The following is a 14,765-nucleotide window of genomic DNA, read 5'->3' as shown; positions in this document are numbered from 1 at the left end:
ATTTACATGATACGTGAAAGCAGGTGTGATATGGGAATTCAAGAATATTTAGACGATTTATTAGGAAACCAGTTGAGAGAAATGAAATATCGATATAGACAACAGATTGCGGCCGATATAAAGAACAGAATGTGTTCCCTGTTATCCAAATGGGACGATGAGGAATACAGGCGGACAATCTTGTTTGTAACGGATGAAGAGGCATTGTTTTATGAACCTTATGCAGCAGCCGAGGTAAAGGAATTTGTCGTTGCAACGTTAAGAGATAGTATGCTTGAGGTAGCAGCAAGTGTTAATTGTACCCAATTTAAAATGCAGGATCCCCTGTCAAATGAAAAAATAAGACAGTTGACATCGGATGCGATTGTATATTTCAGGCAGTGCAGTTTCGCATCTTTACAGGAAGAAGCACAGAGTATGGAATTCAAAGATGTTTACGGACAAGCTATAAAGAAATATCCACTGGCATGGGAGATCTTGAAAAAGACGGCATTAATGACGGAAGAAATATTAGAATTTGCAGGTACTGATCAAACAGTTTCAGAATATGAAGACCAAAAACTGGAATGCAGAAAATATGATAAAGTGATTTGTGATGGATATAGCCTGGAGTTTGATGAATATTTGGAGGAATCGCTCGTAAATCTAATTTCAGGATATACGGAAGTGTTTTTTGTAGATTCGTTTAAAATATTATCGAGAAACTTTGAAAAGGTTTTGCATGTCCTTCAGATCATCTTTGAGAATGGGCGGACTTTCGTGACCTGCAATTATTATATTAGTAATGGATATATCGAAAAAAGAAAGGAAATATTGAGAGCAGCACATAGTGAAAAAGACGTACTGAAAAACCTGCAGAACATGAGGGGGACTCCGGCAGAGTTGAGAACTATCCTGAAAGGACTGGCGGATGCTGAGCTCTAAATGTACATTTCATATGCTCATGATGACAGAGTTTTATTAATAAGAAGAAAACTACAGAGAACCCCGATATTTGAAGGTGATTTATGGAGCCATAAGATTGGAGACCGCTATGCCAAATTATAATTTTTACGATGTGTTTTCGGATTCGCCCATACGTTTCCAACAGTTCGCCTGTGCCGTGATCAGTGTCAGGGAAGGCTGTACATTTCAGCGGTTTGGCGAGGGCCGGGACGGGGCAATCGACGGACTGTTTGTCGCGGAAAATGGCAGAACTGTTCTGCAGGTAAAAAGGACAGAAGCCAAAGGTAAGGCGCTGATCGGAATGATGAGACAGGAGCAGAAACGGATCAGACCCGGGACCTGCGACAGATATATCCTGGTGATTGCTTCCAGAACGCTTCGGGATGAACTGAAAGAAGAAATAAGGAAGATGATTCCGGAAATACGGGATACCGGTGATATCGTGACCGGGATAGATTTGAATGGTTATCTGGAGAGGCCGGAGTACGCCCATATTGAAAAAGAGTATAGAGAGCTGTGGCTTCACAGCGGGAACTACCTGGAAGAGATGCTGTCGTCTTCTGCACTCCGGGAATTAAAAAAGCGCTCGAATCCAAAGTTCAAATTGATGGAAAAGGAGAAGAGAACTTTTGTAGAGACAAAAGCGTTCCAGGAGGCCATCCGGATTTTGGAAGCATATCAACGGGTCGTTATTTCAGGAGACCCGGGTGTCGGAAAGACGGCGCATGCGCTTTGCCTCGCCGATTACTATCTCTGTACGGAGAAATATGAGGCTTTCTATTTCGTAAACTCACTGGAAGAAATTGAACGGATCATGGGAGAAGACTCGGAAGAAAAGTCGGTTATAGTATTCGATGATTTCTGGGGACACAGTCATTTTTCTGAAAGCAGGCTGGAGTTAAACGCAGACAAAAAGATGCTGGATTTATTCCATGTGCTTTCTTCTTATCCCAATATACGTCTGATCTTTACGACCAGAGAATTTGTTCTTCAACAGGGATTTCTGTGTTTCCCGGAGCTGGAAGACTTTTGCGAGATAAGAAAAATCAATCTGCGGTTACGTTCTTATACACTGGCCCAGAAGGCGGAAATATTGTACCGGCATCTGGATGAGTCCTGGTTAGAGTACCGTTATGTAAAGGCAGTTTTTAATGCGCGGGAAAATATTCTGCACAGTGGAGCGTACAGTCCCCGGTCGGTAGCATATTATCTGGAACATGTCCTGCCGGGCGATGGTGAGGGCTCCGAAGAATATGCAGAAGCGTTGGCGGCGTATGTAAAATCACCGAAGGAATATTATGATAAAGTATTCAGCCAGCTTTCGTATGGGGCAAAAATAATTTGTATGCTGCTGGCAGTATCAGAAGAGGAAATCCGGGTTCATCACGAATTGAGACAGGGATTTATGGGAGTGGCAGATGCCTGCGGCGGAAAAACAGAAAAGGAACAGTTTGATAATTATCTTCGGGAACTGGAAGGTGTCTTTACAACCATACAGGAATCTATGTTTGAAGAAACAGTAATTGTTTTGGATTTTCTGAATTACTCCATACGCGATTTTATGATTGAGTATTTAAGCCAGCATATAGAGGCTTATGAAATGATACTTGCAGAGAAATGCAATTGCTTTAATCAGCTTTTCTATCTTGCAACTGAGATGAAGGTTTCAGATACATGCCTGGCATATCTGGTAGACAGAATGATGAATGAACGGAGAAAATTAAAATATTCATATGTGTATTCTATGGATGTGGATCCGTATTATTCAGTAGATGCCACTTCGGATAGTTATGACAGCCATAAGGTGTGGCAGTTGAACCGGGTATATGAAATCACACATAATGCAGAGCTATCCCATTTTCTTACAACTTATACAGATGCTTTAATAACGGATCTGTATGAGGGAAGAGCGGATCATGAAGATATGGAAAATATCATAAATCTAATCCCGAGGATGTGTGAAAATGGGTATCGTATTGATTGTAAAAAGTTTCTGGAGGCTTATTATAAAAATATATGGTGGTCAACGGAATTTGGTTGGTTGAAATTTTTGAAATCCTGTTGTTTAGACTGTTATGATGCATTTATGGAAGATCATGTGCAAGAGATCAGGCAGAAACTGCCATGGTTGGTTTTTCAGGATATAGAATATTTGTTTGATGAGCTTGACTATGATGCAAAAATAGAAAATTTAATAATGCAGGTGCCCGACCTGTTCGAAACATTTGGGATTGACTACACAAGGAAGTATGAGAGGGAGTTATATGAAGCTGCAGAGCTTCCGCTGCCTAAGAAAATGAAAAAAGCAGTTATAGGTCGGAAAGATGACGAACCGTCAGAATATCAGATAGATCAGGCAAATTACGAAGAAGTGACTACCCGCGCAGAAAGCTGGCTGGTGCCGGAGACAAAGTATTTGTCGCCGAAAGAGATTAAGGCCGCGGAACGCATGGTTGGGAAAGACTATCGCAAAGGGTATCTGACCAATGATAAATTCACGAAAGATGATTTTATGATTGTAATGGAATATCTGGAACATCTATCGAAACTGCCGCCCGATAAAAAGGAATTTTATAATGGCCTGTTGGATTATATGCTTGGGGAATTGACAGTTGAAAAAAGAAGCGTGCTATGCAAGGCTGCCAGGAAACTATCTGAAAATGCAGTTATTTATTTCACAGAGCGTGAATTAGAAAGGTACTGCGGCTGTGAAGATGGTAATGAGATGCTCCGGGCACTACTGGAGTCCGGGTTCATACATAAAAGCGGTAAATGGTATCATTTCTGGAATCATGATATGCTGTGGTATTTATCTTTAAAAAGCATTCAGGAGATGAGTGAGGAGAGGAAACAATTATATTATCAGGAAGACTTGCCGGTGCTTTGGGATGAGGAAGGTACAGAAGACTGGATTTCTTTTTTGAAAGAAAATGACTGGGAGAACTTTAATGATTATTTAGTAGTTCCAGGCTTCTCTGAATTTCTCAATACAGCAGAACTTGAAGGTCAGAAGGCTCCGGAAAAATGGCTGATAGAGGAATTAAAGTTCGAATGGCTTGTTTTTGAAGTAAATAAAAGTGAAGAGGTACATATGATATTTTATTGTCCTTTTCCCATCATGATTTTGGAGAAAGTAAATGATGTGATAATATCTGATGTATACGATTTGTTTGAAGAAATGATATATGAACAGATCGAACATGTAAAAGAGTTTAAAATACCTGACGGAGGACATAGTAAGATTACAATTCAAAGTTTACTTCATTCCAAAAAGGGGCAAAAACTTCTGAAAGAATACGGATGTTTTGAAGCAATGGAAAAGATACTGGATACGATGAAAGCATATTTGGACTAAACATGCCACCTGGAGATAGGGACGCGTGCTTTAAAAAAGGTACATTTATCTTTGGCAAATAGTTATAATTAGAATATCCCGCGGAGAACTCTGTGATGAAAAGCATCGAGTTCCACGGGATATTTTTTTGTAAAGGACTTAAAATCAGTATTAAGTGCCCCCGGACTTTTCCGTCTAATGCTTATTGAGCGAAAGATACTCGTTTACATTGTCGATCAGCGGCTGCAGGCTGCTCTTTTTTTTCATCAGAACGGATAGATACAGCGTATCCAGCAGACACAGCGCAGGCACACGCTTGGCCAGCACTTCGTCCATTACATCGTAAGAAAAAGAAGCGGTCAATAAAAGAATATCCGAGTGCTTTGCCAGCGGCGCTCCGGGAAAATTGGTGATGGTGATGACTTTAATGCCGTGCTCCCTTGCCACCTTAGCCAGGCTGCAGATATTGCGGGTCTTACCGGAATGCGAGATACAGATGAGAGCATCTTCAGGCGTCATCTGTGACAAAGCGATCAGCTGTGAATCGAAGTCTGAGGATGCCGTGGTCTGATAGCCGATGCGCATGAACTTTTGGGCGGCCGAGGCAGCTATAAAATGTGCGTCTCCCGAAGCGGCAAAAATAAACCGTTTCGATTCGGCGAGCAGATCGATTGCCTGAGACAGAGCGCCGTAGTCAATGGACTGCAGGGAATCCTGTAAATACAATATGCAGGAATTGAACACGCTGGAAGTGATCGTCTGAAGGCTGTCCGATTCTGATATACCAATATAATTAAATATATCTTCGTATTCTTTCGGCAGGATATTTGCGCGCAATTCCGGATAGCCGCCGTATCCCAGCCTGCGTGCCAGGCGTACCAGGGTCGCTTCGCTGCAGCCGCTTCTCTCGGCTACTTCACTGATCGTCAAAGTAGCAACATCGGAAGGATTGCTCAGACAGAAATCAGCGGCTTTTCTCTCGGCTGATTTCAGATTGTCATAAATAAAATGAAATTTAATTAGACATGCATGTGATATTTCGTTACTTTCTTTATTGATTGGCCTGTTTTTGGTGATCAAATCTCTTTGCCTCCGCAGTCATATTTATTTTTGAATCTTATTTAAAGGGTTATGTGTATTTTACCATATAATACGGGAATTGACAATGCAGTATTGCGAGAAAACCGCGGAAAATAACACGCTGATGAATGCAGTCCGGCATAATGTACAGAATGGAATGCCCTGTTTTGTGAAATATGCAGAAAATGCTTTCATTTTCACTTTTTATAATTAAAAATGAAAATATTTGTTGAAAAGTAAAAAAACCTGTGATATGATTTAGTCAACAGAAAAAAGACCTAGGCAGCGAAAAGAAACCAAAAATTATTCAAAGTCATAAGAAAGGAAAAGGAGGATGTTATGAAAGTAAAGAAAGCGGATATTGTAGAACTCAATCATGTTTTAGAATCCGGAAAAGAAAATTTTCCCTTTGAGTCTTCGTTTCGTGACGTAGTAGAACTGGATCCGAACGGAAATGCCCGTGCCCATGCAGAGGATGTCTGGTACATAGAGAGTGAGGTGAAGATGCATTCCCATGTAGGGACTCACATAGAGGTTCCTTTCCACCACAAATTTGACGGTCCCGACTGTGCACAATACCCTGTGGAGCGCCTGATCGGCGAAGCATTCATCATGGACTGCACGGGAAAGAAAGCCGGAGAATTTATTACGCTGGAAGAGATCCAAAGATATGAAGACAGGCTTCAGAAGGGAGACATGATACTTTTCTACACAGGGTTTGATAAAAAGTTCCATGACCCGGACTGGGAACCCTTTCCACATGTAGAAAAGGAAGCAATTCTTTGGCTGATCGAAAAGTTCGACCCGCCGGTAATCGGGACGGACGCATCCGGAATCGAAGTGCCTGACGATGACCGCCAGCCGAACCACACGAATTGTTTTGAGAATAATACGGCAATTATAGAATCGCTTACGAATCTGGAAGCGGTCAAAGAGGAACGTGTCACGTTATTTGTTCTGCCGCTGCGGATGAAACGGGTCGATTCGTGTGCCGTCAGAGTCATCGCAATCAGGGGCATCTAAAACAAAGCAGAGATCTTATAAGGATGGAGGAGAAAAGGTATGAAGAAAAGAATAATAGCACTCGTATTATCAGGTTTCATGGTTTTATCAATGGCAGCATGCGGCAGTCAGGAATCCGGGGATCCAAAAGAAGCAGAGCAGTCAACCGAAGAGGAGCAATCAGCAGAAAAAACGGATGCCGGTGAAAAAAAGAACGGTTATACAATTGGCTGTGTCATCATTAATGACGCCAATACACACTGTATAGCTTTTGCGGACAAGTTTAAGGAGGTTGTGGAGTCCAAAGGGGATACTGCTATTGTACTGGCTGCAAATGATGATTCCGAAACGCTGCTTCAATGTATTGACGATCTCATGGCAGCAGGTGTAGACGGGATTGTTATGGAGTCACCGAACGCAACGGCGCCGGTAGAGGCATTGAGGGAAGCGGCTGAAAAAGGCGTTGTGATATCTGCGGCGGATGTATTGCTTGATATTGAGGAGAGCGAGGGCGTTCTTGTTTCGCAGACCGTGTCTGATAATTATGGGGCGGGCGTACTCTGTGCAGAAGACTTTATCAAGAGGCTGGACGGCAAAGAGGGTACAGTCTGCCACATGATCTATGAGGAGAATGAGGCTGTTACGACTCGTGTGCAGGGATTCCTTGATACGATTGCTGAGCATGATAATATTACGGTGCTGGAAGGAACGCAGCCCACACCTGTCACACAGGAAGCCGAGATGGCGGTTGCAGAGTCCTGGGCTGCGAAATATGATGAGATTTCCTGCGTATTTGGCGGCGGCGGACCGATCTCAATTGCATTTATGCGGGGGCTTGAATCGGCAGGAGTCGACTGCGGTCCGGACGGGGGCTGCCTGATTTATGGTGTGGACGGCTCTCAGGATGAGTATGCTTGTATTGTTGACGGCGACTACACCGGAACCGCGCGTCAGCAGCCGGATGAACTGGCCAGAATTGCCACGGAGGATGTTTATACGGTTTTAGGCGGCGGTGAGATTGAACATGACTGGCTGACCTACGTAGATGTAATTTATGTAGATGCTTCTAATGTAGATGAATACTACGAAAAATAGGAAGTAGACGAAGAGCGCACAGGTATGCATGTACTTCGTGCGCTTTTCCTTTGCAATCGGAAAGAAGGTGAAGGAAGGGACTTATGGAAGAACTCATTTTAAGAATGAAGGATATTACCAAATCCTTTCCCGGGGTAAAAGCGCTGAAAGGAGTCAGCATGGAACTCCGAAAGGGCGAAATCCACGCGCTGCTGGGAGAGAATGGAGCGGGCAAGTCTACTTTGATTAAGTGCCTGGGGGGAATTTACCCCATAGACAGCGGAAGTATTGAACTTGACGGAAGGAAAGTAGATATCAGGACGCCGGGGGAATCGATGAAGCTGGGAATCAGCGTGATCCATCAGGAATTGGTGCTGGCGGAACAGCTTACGGTGGCCGATAACGTGTTCATGGGAATGGAACCTGCAAACAGAGCAGGATTTATCGATAAGAAAAAAATATACGGTCAATGCGAAGAGATTTTACGTTCACTGAATGCAAGCTTTCATGCGTATAACCGGGTATTTACACTGAGTACAGCCCAAAAACAGATGCTGGAGATTGCCAAGGCGGTCCATAAGCAGGCACGTATTTTGGTCATGGACGAACCAACTGCCTCGGTGTCTCAAAAAGAGGTCGATAAAATCTTCGGCCTGATCAGAGAACTGAAAGGGCGGGGGATTACGATTGTTTATATTTCCCACCGCATGGATGAAATCTTTCAGATTGCCGACCGGATTACGGTACTCAGGGACGGCAGCAATGTGGCAACGGCAGAGGCAAAGGATATTACACAGGATGAGCTTGTACAGATGATGGTGGGGTACAGCCTGGAGCAGTATTTCGCCAGAAGCCGCCGCGACATCGGAGACGTGGTCATGAAAGGGGAAGGAATCACCCGGAGAGACGGCAAAGTAAAGGATGTCAGCTTTGAACTGCGAAAAGGCGAGATTATTGGGTTTGCGGGGCTTGTAGGCTCGGGTAGGACGGAGCTGGCGAAGATGCTTGCAGGGATTGATCCGATCGGCAGGGGGACGCTGGAACTGTCCGGCCGGCGGGTGTCGTTTAAAAATACCAGGCAGGCGCTGGATGCGGGGATCTGCCTGGTGCCGGAGGACAGAAAGCATGAAGGGCTGATACTGCGCAATCATGTACGGTTTAATCTGAGTATCGGAATTCTGCCGCAGTTTATCAGGTGGGGATATCTGGGAGTAAACCGGAAGAAGGAGGAAGAGATTGCGCAGAAATATATAGAGAAACTGGCAATCAAAGTTTCGGGACAGCAGCAGCTTGCCATCAACCTTTCAGGCGGAAACCAACAGAAAATCGTGCTCGGGAAATGGCTGGCTGCATCGAAGGATATCCTTATTTTGGATGAACCTACGAGAGGGATTGACGTGGGGGCAAAGGCGGAGATATATGCGCTGATGGATGAACTTACAAGCCAGGGAAAGAGCATCATTATGGTCTCATCTGAACTGCCCGAGGTGATCAATATGAGTGACCAGATCTATGTCATGCGGGAAGGGTGTGTCTGTAAGGTGTACCGGGACCGGAACAGTTTTGACCAGAAGGAGATCTTAAGCTATATGCTGGGTCTGCAGTAAAGGGAGGGAATGTCATGAAAGAAATTGAAAAATCACCCGGCAGCCGGAAGGTGAACGTGGTGGATGTCTTGAAGGTGAATGGCGGAGTGCTGGCTGCTTTTGTACTGATTTTTGTGATAAGCTCGGTTGTAAATCCCCGATTCTGCACCGTCAGCAATATGATGACTATTTTGCGGACAAATGCCTGCACTGCACTGTGTGCTTTTGGGATGACCTATGTCATCCTTACAGGGAATATTGATTTATCCGTAGGTTCATTTATGACTTTATGCGGATGCCTCACCAGCATTCTGATCGCACAGAAGGGAATGCATACATTCGCCGCAATCGGACTGGCCCTGGTGGCGGCACTGCTGTTTGGAGCGCTGAACGGGGCTCTGATTACGAAGATGAGGATACCGGCTTTTATTGCAACGCTGGCTACGATGAATGTGCTGCGGGGTGCATGTTATGTGATGACAAACGGGAAGCCGGTGGTTTTTTCTAAGGGATTGTTTACAAGTATTGGAGGGGGCTACATAGGGATCTTTCCCCTGCCGGCTGTTTACATGGTGATTGCATTTGCGGTACTCTGGGTCGTGCTCAATCAGACCAAATTCGGGAGGCGCATTTATGCGGTCGGGGGGAATCTGGTTGCGGCACGGTATTCGGGTGTCAATACGGACCGCACAATCATTGTTGTATACATGATTTCGGGATTTATGTCAGCGTGCTCCGGAATCCTTTTAATCTCAAGGCTTGGTTCCGGGCAGCCTACAATTGGGGAGGGCGCCGAACTGGATGCAATCGCGTCCTGCGTAGTCGGCGGTGTCTCCATGACCGGCGGAAGCGGCACTCTGTTCGGCACATTGGTCGGCTGTCTGATGATGGGGGTTATAAGCAACATTTTGAATCTGGCAGGTGTGAATTCTTATATACAGCTGATTGTAAAAGGCGTCATTATTGTTTTATCCGTATATATAGACATCTTGCGGATGAGCCTTGCGACCAGAAGTAAAAATTTGGTAACAGTTCAGGCCTGTCTGAACTGTTACAAAATTAGAGGGAGGCGGATGGTATGGATGAACAGGAGATTCTTAAGGAAATAGACAGGAGTATCGGTATGGAAGCGGATGCATTGCGGAAATTATGCGAGATTCCTGATCGCGAGGGGATTTTATTGACAGTACAGGCAATTCGGGAGTGCAAAGGTAAGATTATTCTGTCAGGCTGCGGGACATCGGCCATGGCAGCAAAGAAAATTGTCCACTCTTTAAACTGTGTGGAGCGGTCGGCTTTGTTTTTGACGCCCTCGGATGCGGTGCACGGAGGACTTGGGGCTGTGCAGAAAGAAGATCTGGTGATCCTGATCAGCAAAGGGGGGAATACCCAGGAACTGGTCCGGCTGATACCGGCCTGTAAGAAAAAAGGAGCTGCGCTTATCAGTGTATCGGAAAATCCTGAATCAATATTAGCGCGTGAAGCAGATATCTATATGCAGATTAAAGTTGAACGGGAACCATGCCGTTTCAATATGCTGGCAACGGCAAGCACACTGGCGGTAATCTCAATGTTTGACGCGATCTGCATCACAATGATGCAGCTGACAGGTTACACAAAAGAACAGTTTGCGGTCATCCACCCCGGCGGCGCCGTGGGGGAGAGGCTGCTGGGAAAGGCAGAGGATGTGATATGAGAGGAAACATGAAAGCGGCAGTATTTAAGGATGTGGAACGGATAGAGCTTGAGTCCATGCCGATTCCCAGCTGTCCGCCGGATGGCATTCTGATTCGAATCCACGCCTGCGGAATATGCGGGAGCGATGTGCGGAATTACCATAATGGGCTGAAAGACGGTATCCGAAATCAAATCATGGGGCATGAGATTGCGGGAGAGATCGTGGAAGCCGGAGAGAAGGCTATATTATTCCAACCGGGAGAGCGTGTGGCTTTGGCCCCGGATGTGAGCTGCGGACACTGCTGGTATTGTAAAAGAGGACTAGTGAATCTCTGTGAACACCATAAGATGCTTGGAACCCACTATCCGGGCGGCTATGCCCAATATATAGCCCTTCCGGGCGAAGTGCTTCAAAGGGGATTTGTAGAACGGATACCCGAAAATATGAGTTATGAACATGCAGCCTTTGCTGAGACCTGCTCTGCGGTTCTTGCATGCCAGGAGCGGAATCAGGTGTCGTTGGGGGAAACGGTGGTCATTATAGGGGATGGCCCCGTGGGCTGCCTGCACTGTGAAGTGGCACGTTCCAGAGGCGTGTCCAGGATCATCATGGTAGGCAGAGATAAACTGGAGATGGCGGCGGCCTTTGGGCCGGACCTGCTTTTAGATGGGTCAAGGCCGGTGAAAGAACTGGTTCATGAAGTGCGTGCGTGTACAGATGGAATCGGAGCGGATATTGTAATCTGTGCAGTGCCTACGGCTGCGGTGCAGCAGGAAGCGCTTGAAATGGTGCGTAAGAGGGGCAGGATTGTCATCTATGGAGGCGTATCGAAAACCGGGGAGATGAGCAGCCTGAATTCCAACTTAATTCACTACGGGGAAATCACAGTAACCGGGGCTTTTTCCTATCCGGCCACAGGTCTGGCTGACGCGCTGTCTGCACTGGCAGACGGGCATATCCATGCAAAACGGTATATTACCGCAAGGGTTCCGCTGGATGATGTGGTGAAAGGAATGGAGATGATCAGCCAGGGAAAAGCGCTGAAGGTGATGATAGATCCGTGGCTGGAAACAGGAACTGAACCAGCCGGACAGACAGAACCGGCAGAATACACAGACCCGGTAGAGTAGAAAGGAGAGGAATATGTACGAAATAGACAGCAAGCTTCTGGAACTGGAAGCGAAAGGGACTCCTATCCGTGTAAGCCTGATTGGCTGCGGCCAGATGGGGAAGGATATTGTGGCACAGATCAGCAAAATGAAGGGGATCGAGTGTGACATTGTGGTAGACGTCGATCCTGCGATTGCCGTGGACGGATATCGGCAGGCGGGATATCAGGCAGGGGATATTGTCGTAACAGACAGCCTGGAGACTGCCGAGGAGGCAGTTTCGGCGGGGAAAAAAGTTGCATCTTCTAATTACCGGCTGGCAGTTGCGGCAAGCCGGACGCAGGTAGTGATTGATGCCACCGGGTCTCCTGAAATGGGAGCAAGAGTGACGATGGAATGCATTTTCCATAAAAGGCATATTGTGATGATGAACGTAGAATGTGATGTAACGGTTGGTCCGATCCTAAGAAAACTCTGTGATCAGGCAGGCATTGTTTATTCGCTGACGGCTGGTGATGAACCAGGGTCTATCTGTGAAGTATACCGGTTTGCGAAAGCTCTGGGGTTTCAAGTCGTTGCGGCTGGGAAAGGGAAGAACAACCCACTGGATATTTATGCAAATCCTGGAATGAAAGAGTGGGCAGACAAAGCGGCTGCCCGGCAGATGGCGCCTCGGATGCTCATAGAATTTGTGGATGGTTCTAAGACGATGATTGAAATGTGTGCGGTTTCCAATGCAACGGGGTTGGTGCCCGACGTGCGGGGCATGCACGGTGCAAAATGTAATGTCAAAGATCTTACGCAGGTTTACAGCCTGAAAAGCCAGGGCGGGATTTTGGAAAAAGAAGGCGTGGTAGACTTTGCAATAGGAGACATCGCACCCGGAATTTTTGTTGTCGTTACGACAGATAACCAAAGGATTATTGATGGGCTTGTTCAGAGAGACATGGGGAACGGACCAAACTATCTGCTGTACCGTCCCTATCATTTATGTTCGATCGAAACACCGATCACAGCGGTGCAGGAGGCGGTATATGGAGAGTCCACCGGTCAGCCTATGGACCACCTGACCAGTGAATGTATTACCATTGCAAAGAAAGATCTGAAGGCGGGAGTCGTTCTGGATGCGATTGGAGAGTACTGCTATCGCGCCAGCATTGAACTGGCAGACGTGGCAAGAAAAGGAAACATGCTTCCCGTAGGTCTGGCAAAAGGGGCGCGGATGAAAGTGGATGTGCGTAAGGATGAAGTGATTACCTATGATATGGTTGAACTGAACGAAGATTCGGTACTGCTTCAGCTTCGGCGGATGCAGGATCAGCTTCTGTGCGGCGCCGCCATGCAGGCACAATAGAAATCTTATACGGGCATATTAGGAGGAAATGTTGTGGGCGAAGCATATCTAATAGGACTGGATGTTGGGACAACGGGATGCAAGGCTATGGTCTTTGACCAGGACGGCAGGCAATACGGGCGCGGTTACAGAGAATATGCTGTGATTTCTAAAGAACCGCTCCAGGCCGAGCAGGATCCGGATCAGGTATTTTCTCTTCTGACGGAGTGTATGCAGGAGGCGGTAGAGCGTGCAGGAATCAGCCGCGCAGAAGCAATGAGCCTGAGCGTGCAGGGGGATGCGGTCATTCCTGTGGACAGGTCTTTTCAAGTCCTGCATCCGGCGGTTTTAGGAATGGACTACAGGCCGCGGAAACAATGTAAATGGTATCAGGAAAATTATGATGCATGGCAGCTGTATCAGGAGACGGGCCAGCCGCTTCATCCTATCAATATGATGGCAAAAATCATGTGGTTTCTGGATGAAAGGCCGCAAATCGCGGAAAAGGCATGGCGGTTTATCACTTATGAAGAGTTTATCTTTCAGAGACTGGGCGGAGAGCCTGTGCTGGATCATACGATGGCCAGCCGCTCAATGGGATACAGCTTAGCCGAAGAAAAATGGTCCCAGCGGCTATTGCAGAACATGGGGATTTCGGAAGAATTACTATCTCCGGTCTGTAAATCGGGAGACAGCATTGGAAGACTATCCCGGGGCCTGGCCGGACAGATTGGCCTGAAGAACTGCCCGCTGCTGGTGGCGGGCGGGCATGATCAGCCGGTCTGCGCTGTCGGGGCAGGGGTAACCGAAGACTGGATGGGGTTAGACACAACCGGAACGGCAGAAGTATTATCAGTTACCTATCCCGAAAAGATCTTGACTCCAAATATGCATGATAGTTATTACTCCTGCTATGATCATGCAGTTCCGGGACAGTATTTTACCTTCGCGCATATGCAGGTTGGCGGTATATTGCAGCAATGGTACAGGGATCAGTTCGGATACCGGGAGTTGGAGGAAGCGAAAAGGCAGAATCTTGACTACTACGACTATGCGCAGAGCAAATGTCCCGCAGGCCCGTCCCCGGTTCTGGTCCTGCCGCATTTTAACGGTAGCGGCACCCCTTTATGTGATATGGAAAGTAAAGGGGCAATAGTGGGCTTGACGCTTTCGAGTACCAGGCATGACATCCTGAAGGGAATTCTGGACAGCTTATGCTACGAATTAAGGTTTAACATGGATACGATGGAAAAAGCCGGGATCCGGATCAGGAGGCTGAGGGCAGCAGGCGGGGGCGCACGTTCACCTCTGTGGCTCCAGACAAAGGCAGATGTGACGGGGCAGATGATTGAGACACTGGAATGCAAAGAAGCCGGATGCCTGGGTGGAGCCGTACTGGCGGCTGCAGGGGCAGGGCTTTACGATACAGTAAGACAGGCTGCAAAGAAGATGGTAAGAACAGACAAAAGTTATTCTCCCTGTCCGGAACAGGCCAAAAAATACAACGAACAATACATGCAGTATCAAATGCTTTATGAGAGGCTAAGTGGGGTGTATCATTTGGGAGTATGAAGGGGGGGCGCTTACCGTGAGCCGTGACGGTCTGTGAAAAACAAACAGTGAG

11 protein-coding genes are annotated in these 14,765 nt (G+C 46.7%); 10 read left to right on the top strand and 1 reads right to left on the bottom strand.

Annotated elements, in window-relative coordinates; genetic code table 11:
* Nucleotides 1–30: 30 nt before the first annotated feature.
* Together BN1938_RS14645 and BN1938_RS14640 are read left to right on the top strand one after the other, a co-directional pair.
* Nucleotides 31–924 carry a hypothetical protein gene (locus BN1938_RS14645; RefSeq protein WP_050641312.1) on the top strand — a complete coding sequence of 298 codons (894 nt, stop codon included), beginning with the start codon at nt 31–33 and terminating at the stop codon, nt 922–924.
* Nucleotides 925–1,033: 109 nt separating this feature from the next.
* The gene (locus tag BN1938_RS14640) at nt 1,034–4,300 is read left to right on the top strand and encodes an nSTAND3 domain-containing NTPase (RefSeq protein ID WP_050641311.1); all 3,267 of its coding nucleotides are present in this window, start codon (nt 1,034–1,036) and stop codon (nt 4,298–4,300) included.
* Between the two features lie 174 nt (nt 4,301–4,474).
* Here BN1938_RS14640 and BN1938_RS14635 read toward each other — a convergent pair whose 3' ends face one another.
* Entirely contained in the window at nt 4,475–5,359 is an 885-nt protein-coding gene (locus BN1938_RS14635) for a MurR/RpiR family transcriptional regulator (protein ID WP_050641310.1), read from the bottom strand.
* 339 nt (nt 5,360–5,698) lie between these two features.
* Between BN1938_RS14635 and BN1938_RS14630 the strand changes: the two genes are divergently transcribed.
* From BN1938_RS14630 to BN1938_RS14595, 8 genes are all read left to right on the top strand, one after another.
* Nucleotides 5,699–6,382 (top strand): cyclase family protein, encoded by a 684-nt coding sequence (locus BN1938_RS14630; RefSeq protein WP_050641309.1) that lies wholly within the window; start codon nt 5,699–5,701, stop codon nt 6,380–6,382.
* 39 nt (nt 6,383–6,421) lie between these two features.
* Complete coding sequence (locus BN1938_RS14625; protein ID WP_050641308.1) at nt 6,422–7,456, top strand: sugar ABC transporter substrate-binding protein; 1,035 nt, start codon at nt 6,422–6,424, stop codon at nt 7,454–7,456.
* Nucleotides 7,457–7,539: 83 nt separating this feature from the next.
* Nucleotides 7,540–9,042: a sugar ABC transporter ATP-binding protein gene (locus BN1938_RS14620; RefSeq protein ID WP_050641307.1), complete on the top strand. Its 1,503-nt coding sequence runs from the start codon at nt 7,540–7,542 to the stop codon at nt 9,040–9,042.
* Nucleotides 9,043–9,056: 14 nt separating this feature from the next.
* Nucleotides 9,057–10,130, top strand: a complete 1,074-nt coding sequence (locus tag BN1938_RS14615; protein WP_050641306.1) for an ABC transporter permease — start codon at nt 9,057–9,059, stop codon at nt 10,128–10,130.
* Nucleotides 10,100–10,717 (top strand): KpsF/GutQ family sugar-phosphate isomerase, encoded by a 618-nt coding sequence (locus BN1938_RS14610; RefSeq protein ID WP_050641305.1) that lies wholly within the window; start codon nt 10,100–10,102, stop codon nt 10,715–10,717. The genes BN1938_RS14615 and BN1938_RS14610 overlap by 31 nt, the downstream gene beginning before the upstream one ends.
* Nucleotides 10,714–11,829, top strand: a complete 1,116-nt coding sequence (locus BN1938_RS14605; protein ID WP_050641304.1) for an alcohol dehydrogenase catalytic domain-containing protein — start codon at nt 10,714–10,716, stop codon at nt 11,827–11,829. Before BN1938_RS14610 ends, BN1938_RS14605 begins: the two co-directional genes overlap by 4 nt.
* A gap of 13 nt (nt 11,830–11,842) precedes the next feature.
* The gene (locus tag BN1938_RS14600; protein WP_050641303.1) at nt 11,843–13,162 is read left to right on the top strand and encodes an NAD(P)H-dependent oxidoreductase; all 1,320 of its coding nucleotides are present in this window, start codon (nt 11,843–11,845) and stop codon (nt 13,160–13,162) included.
* A 33-nt stretch (nt 13,163–13,195) separates the two neighbouring features.
* The gene (locus tag BN1938_RS14595; protein ID WP_050641302.1) at nt 13,196–14,713 is read left to right on the top strand and encodes an FGGY-family carbohydrate kinase; all 1,518 of its coding nucleotides are present in this window, start codon (nt 13,196–13,198) and stop codon (nt 14,711–14,713) included.
* Nucleotides 14,714–14,765 lie beyond the last annotated feature (52 nt).

This window comes from Eubacterium sp. SB2, assembly GCF_001244405.1.
In the GTDB taxonomy this organism is placed as follows: domain Bacteria; phylum Bacillota; class Clostridia; order Lachnospirales; family Lachnospiraceae; genus Faecalicatena; species Faecalicatena contortus_B.
Note: the sequence above shows the minus strand (reverse complement) of the source record. Positions and strands in the feature narration are given on the sequence as shown.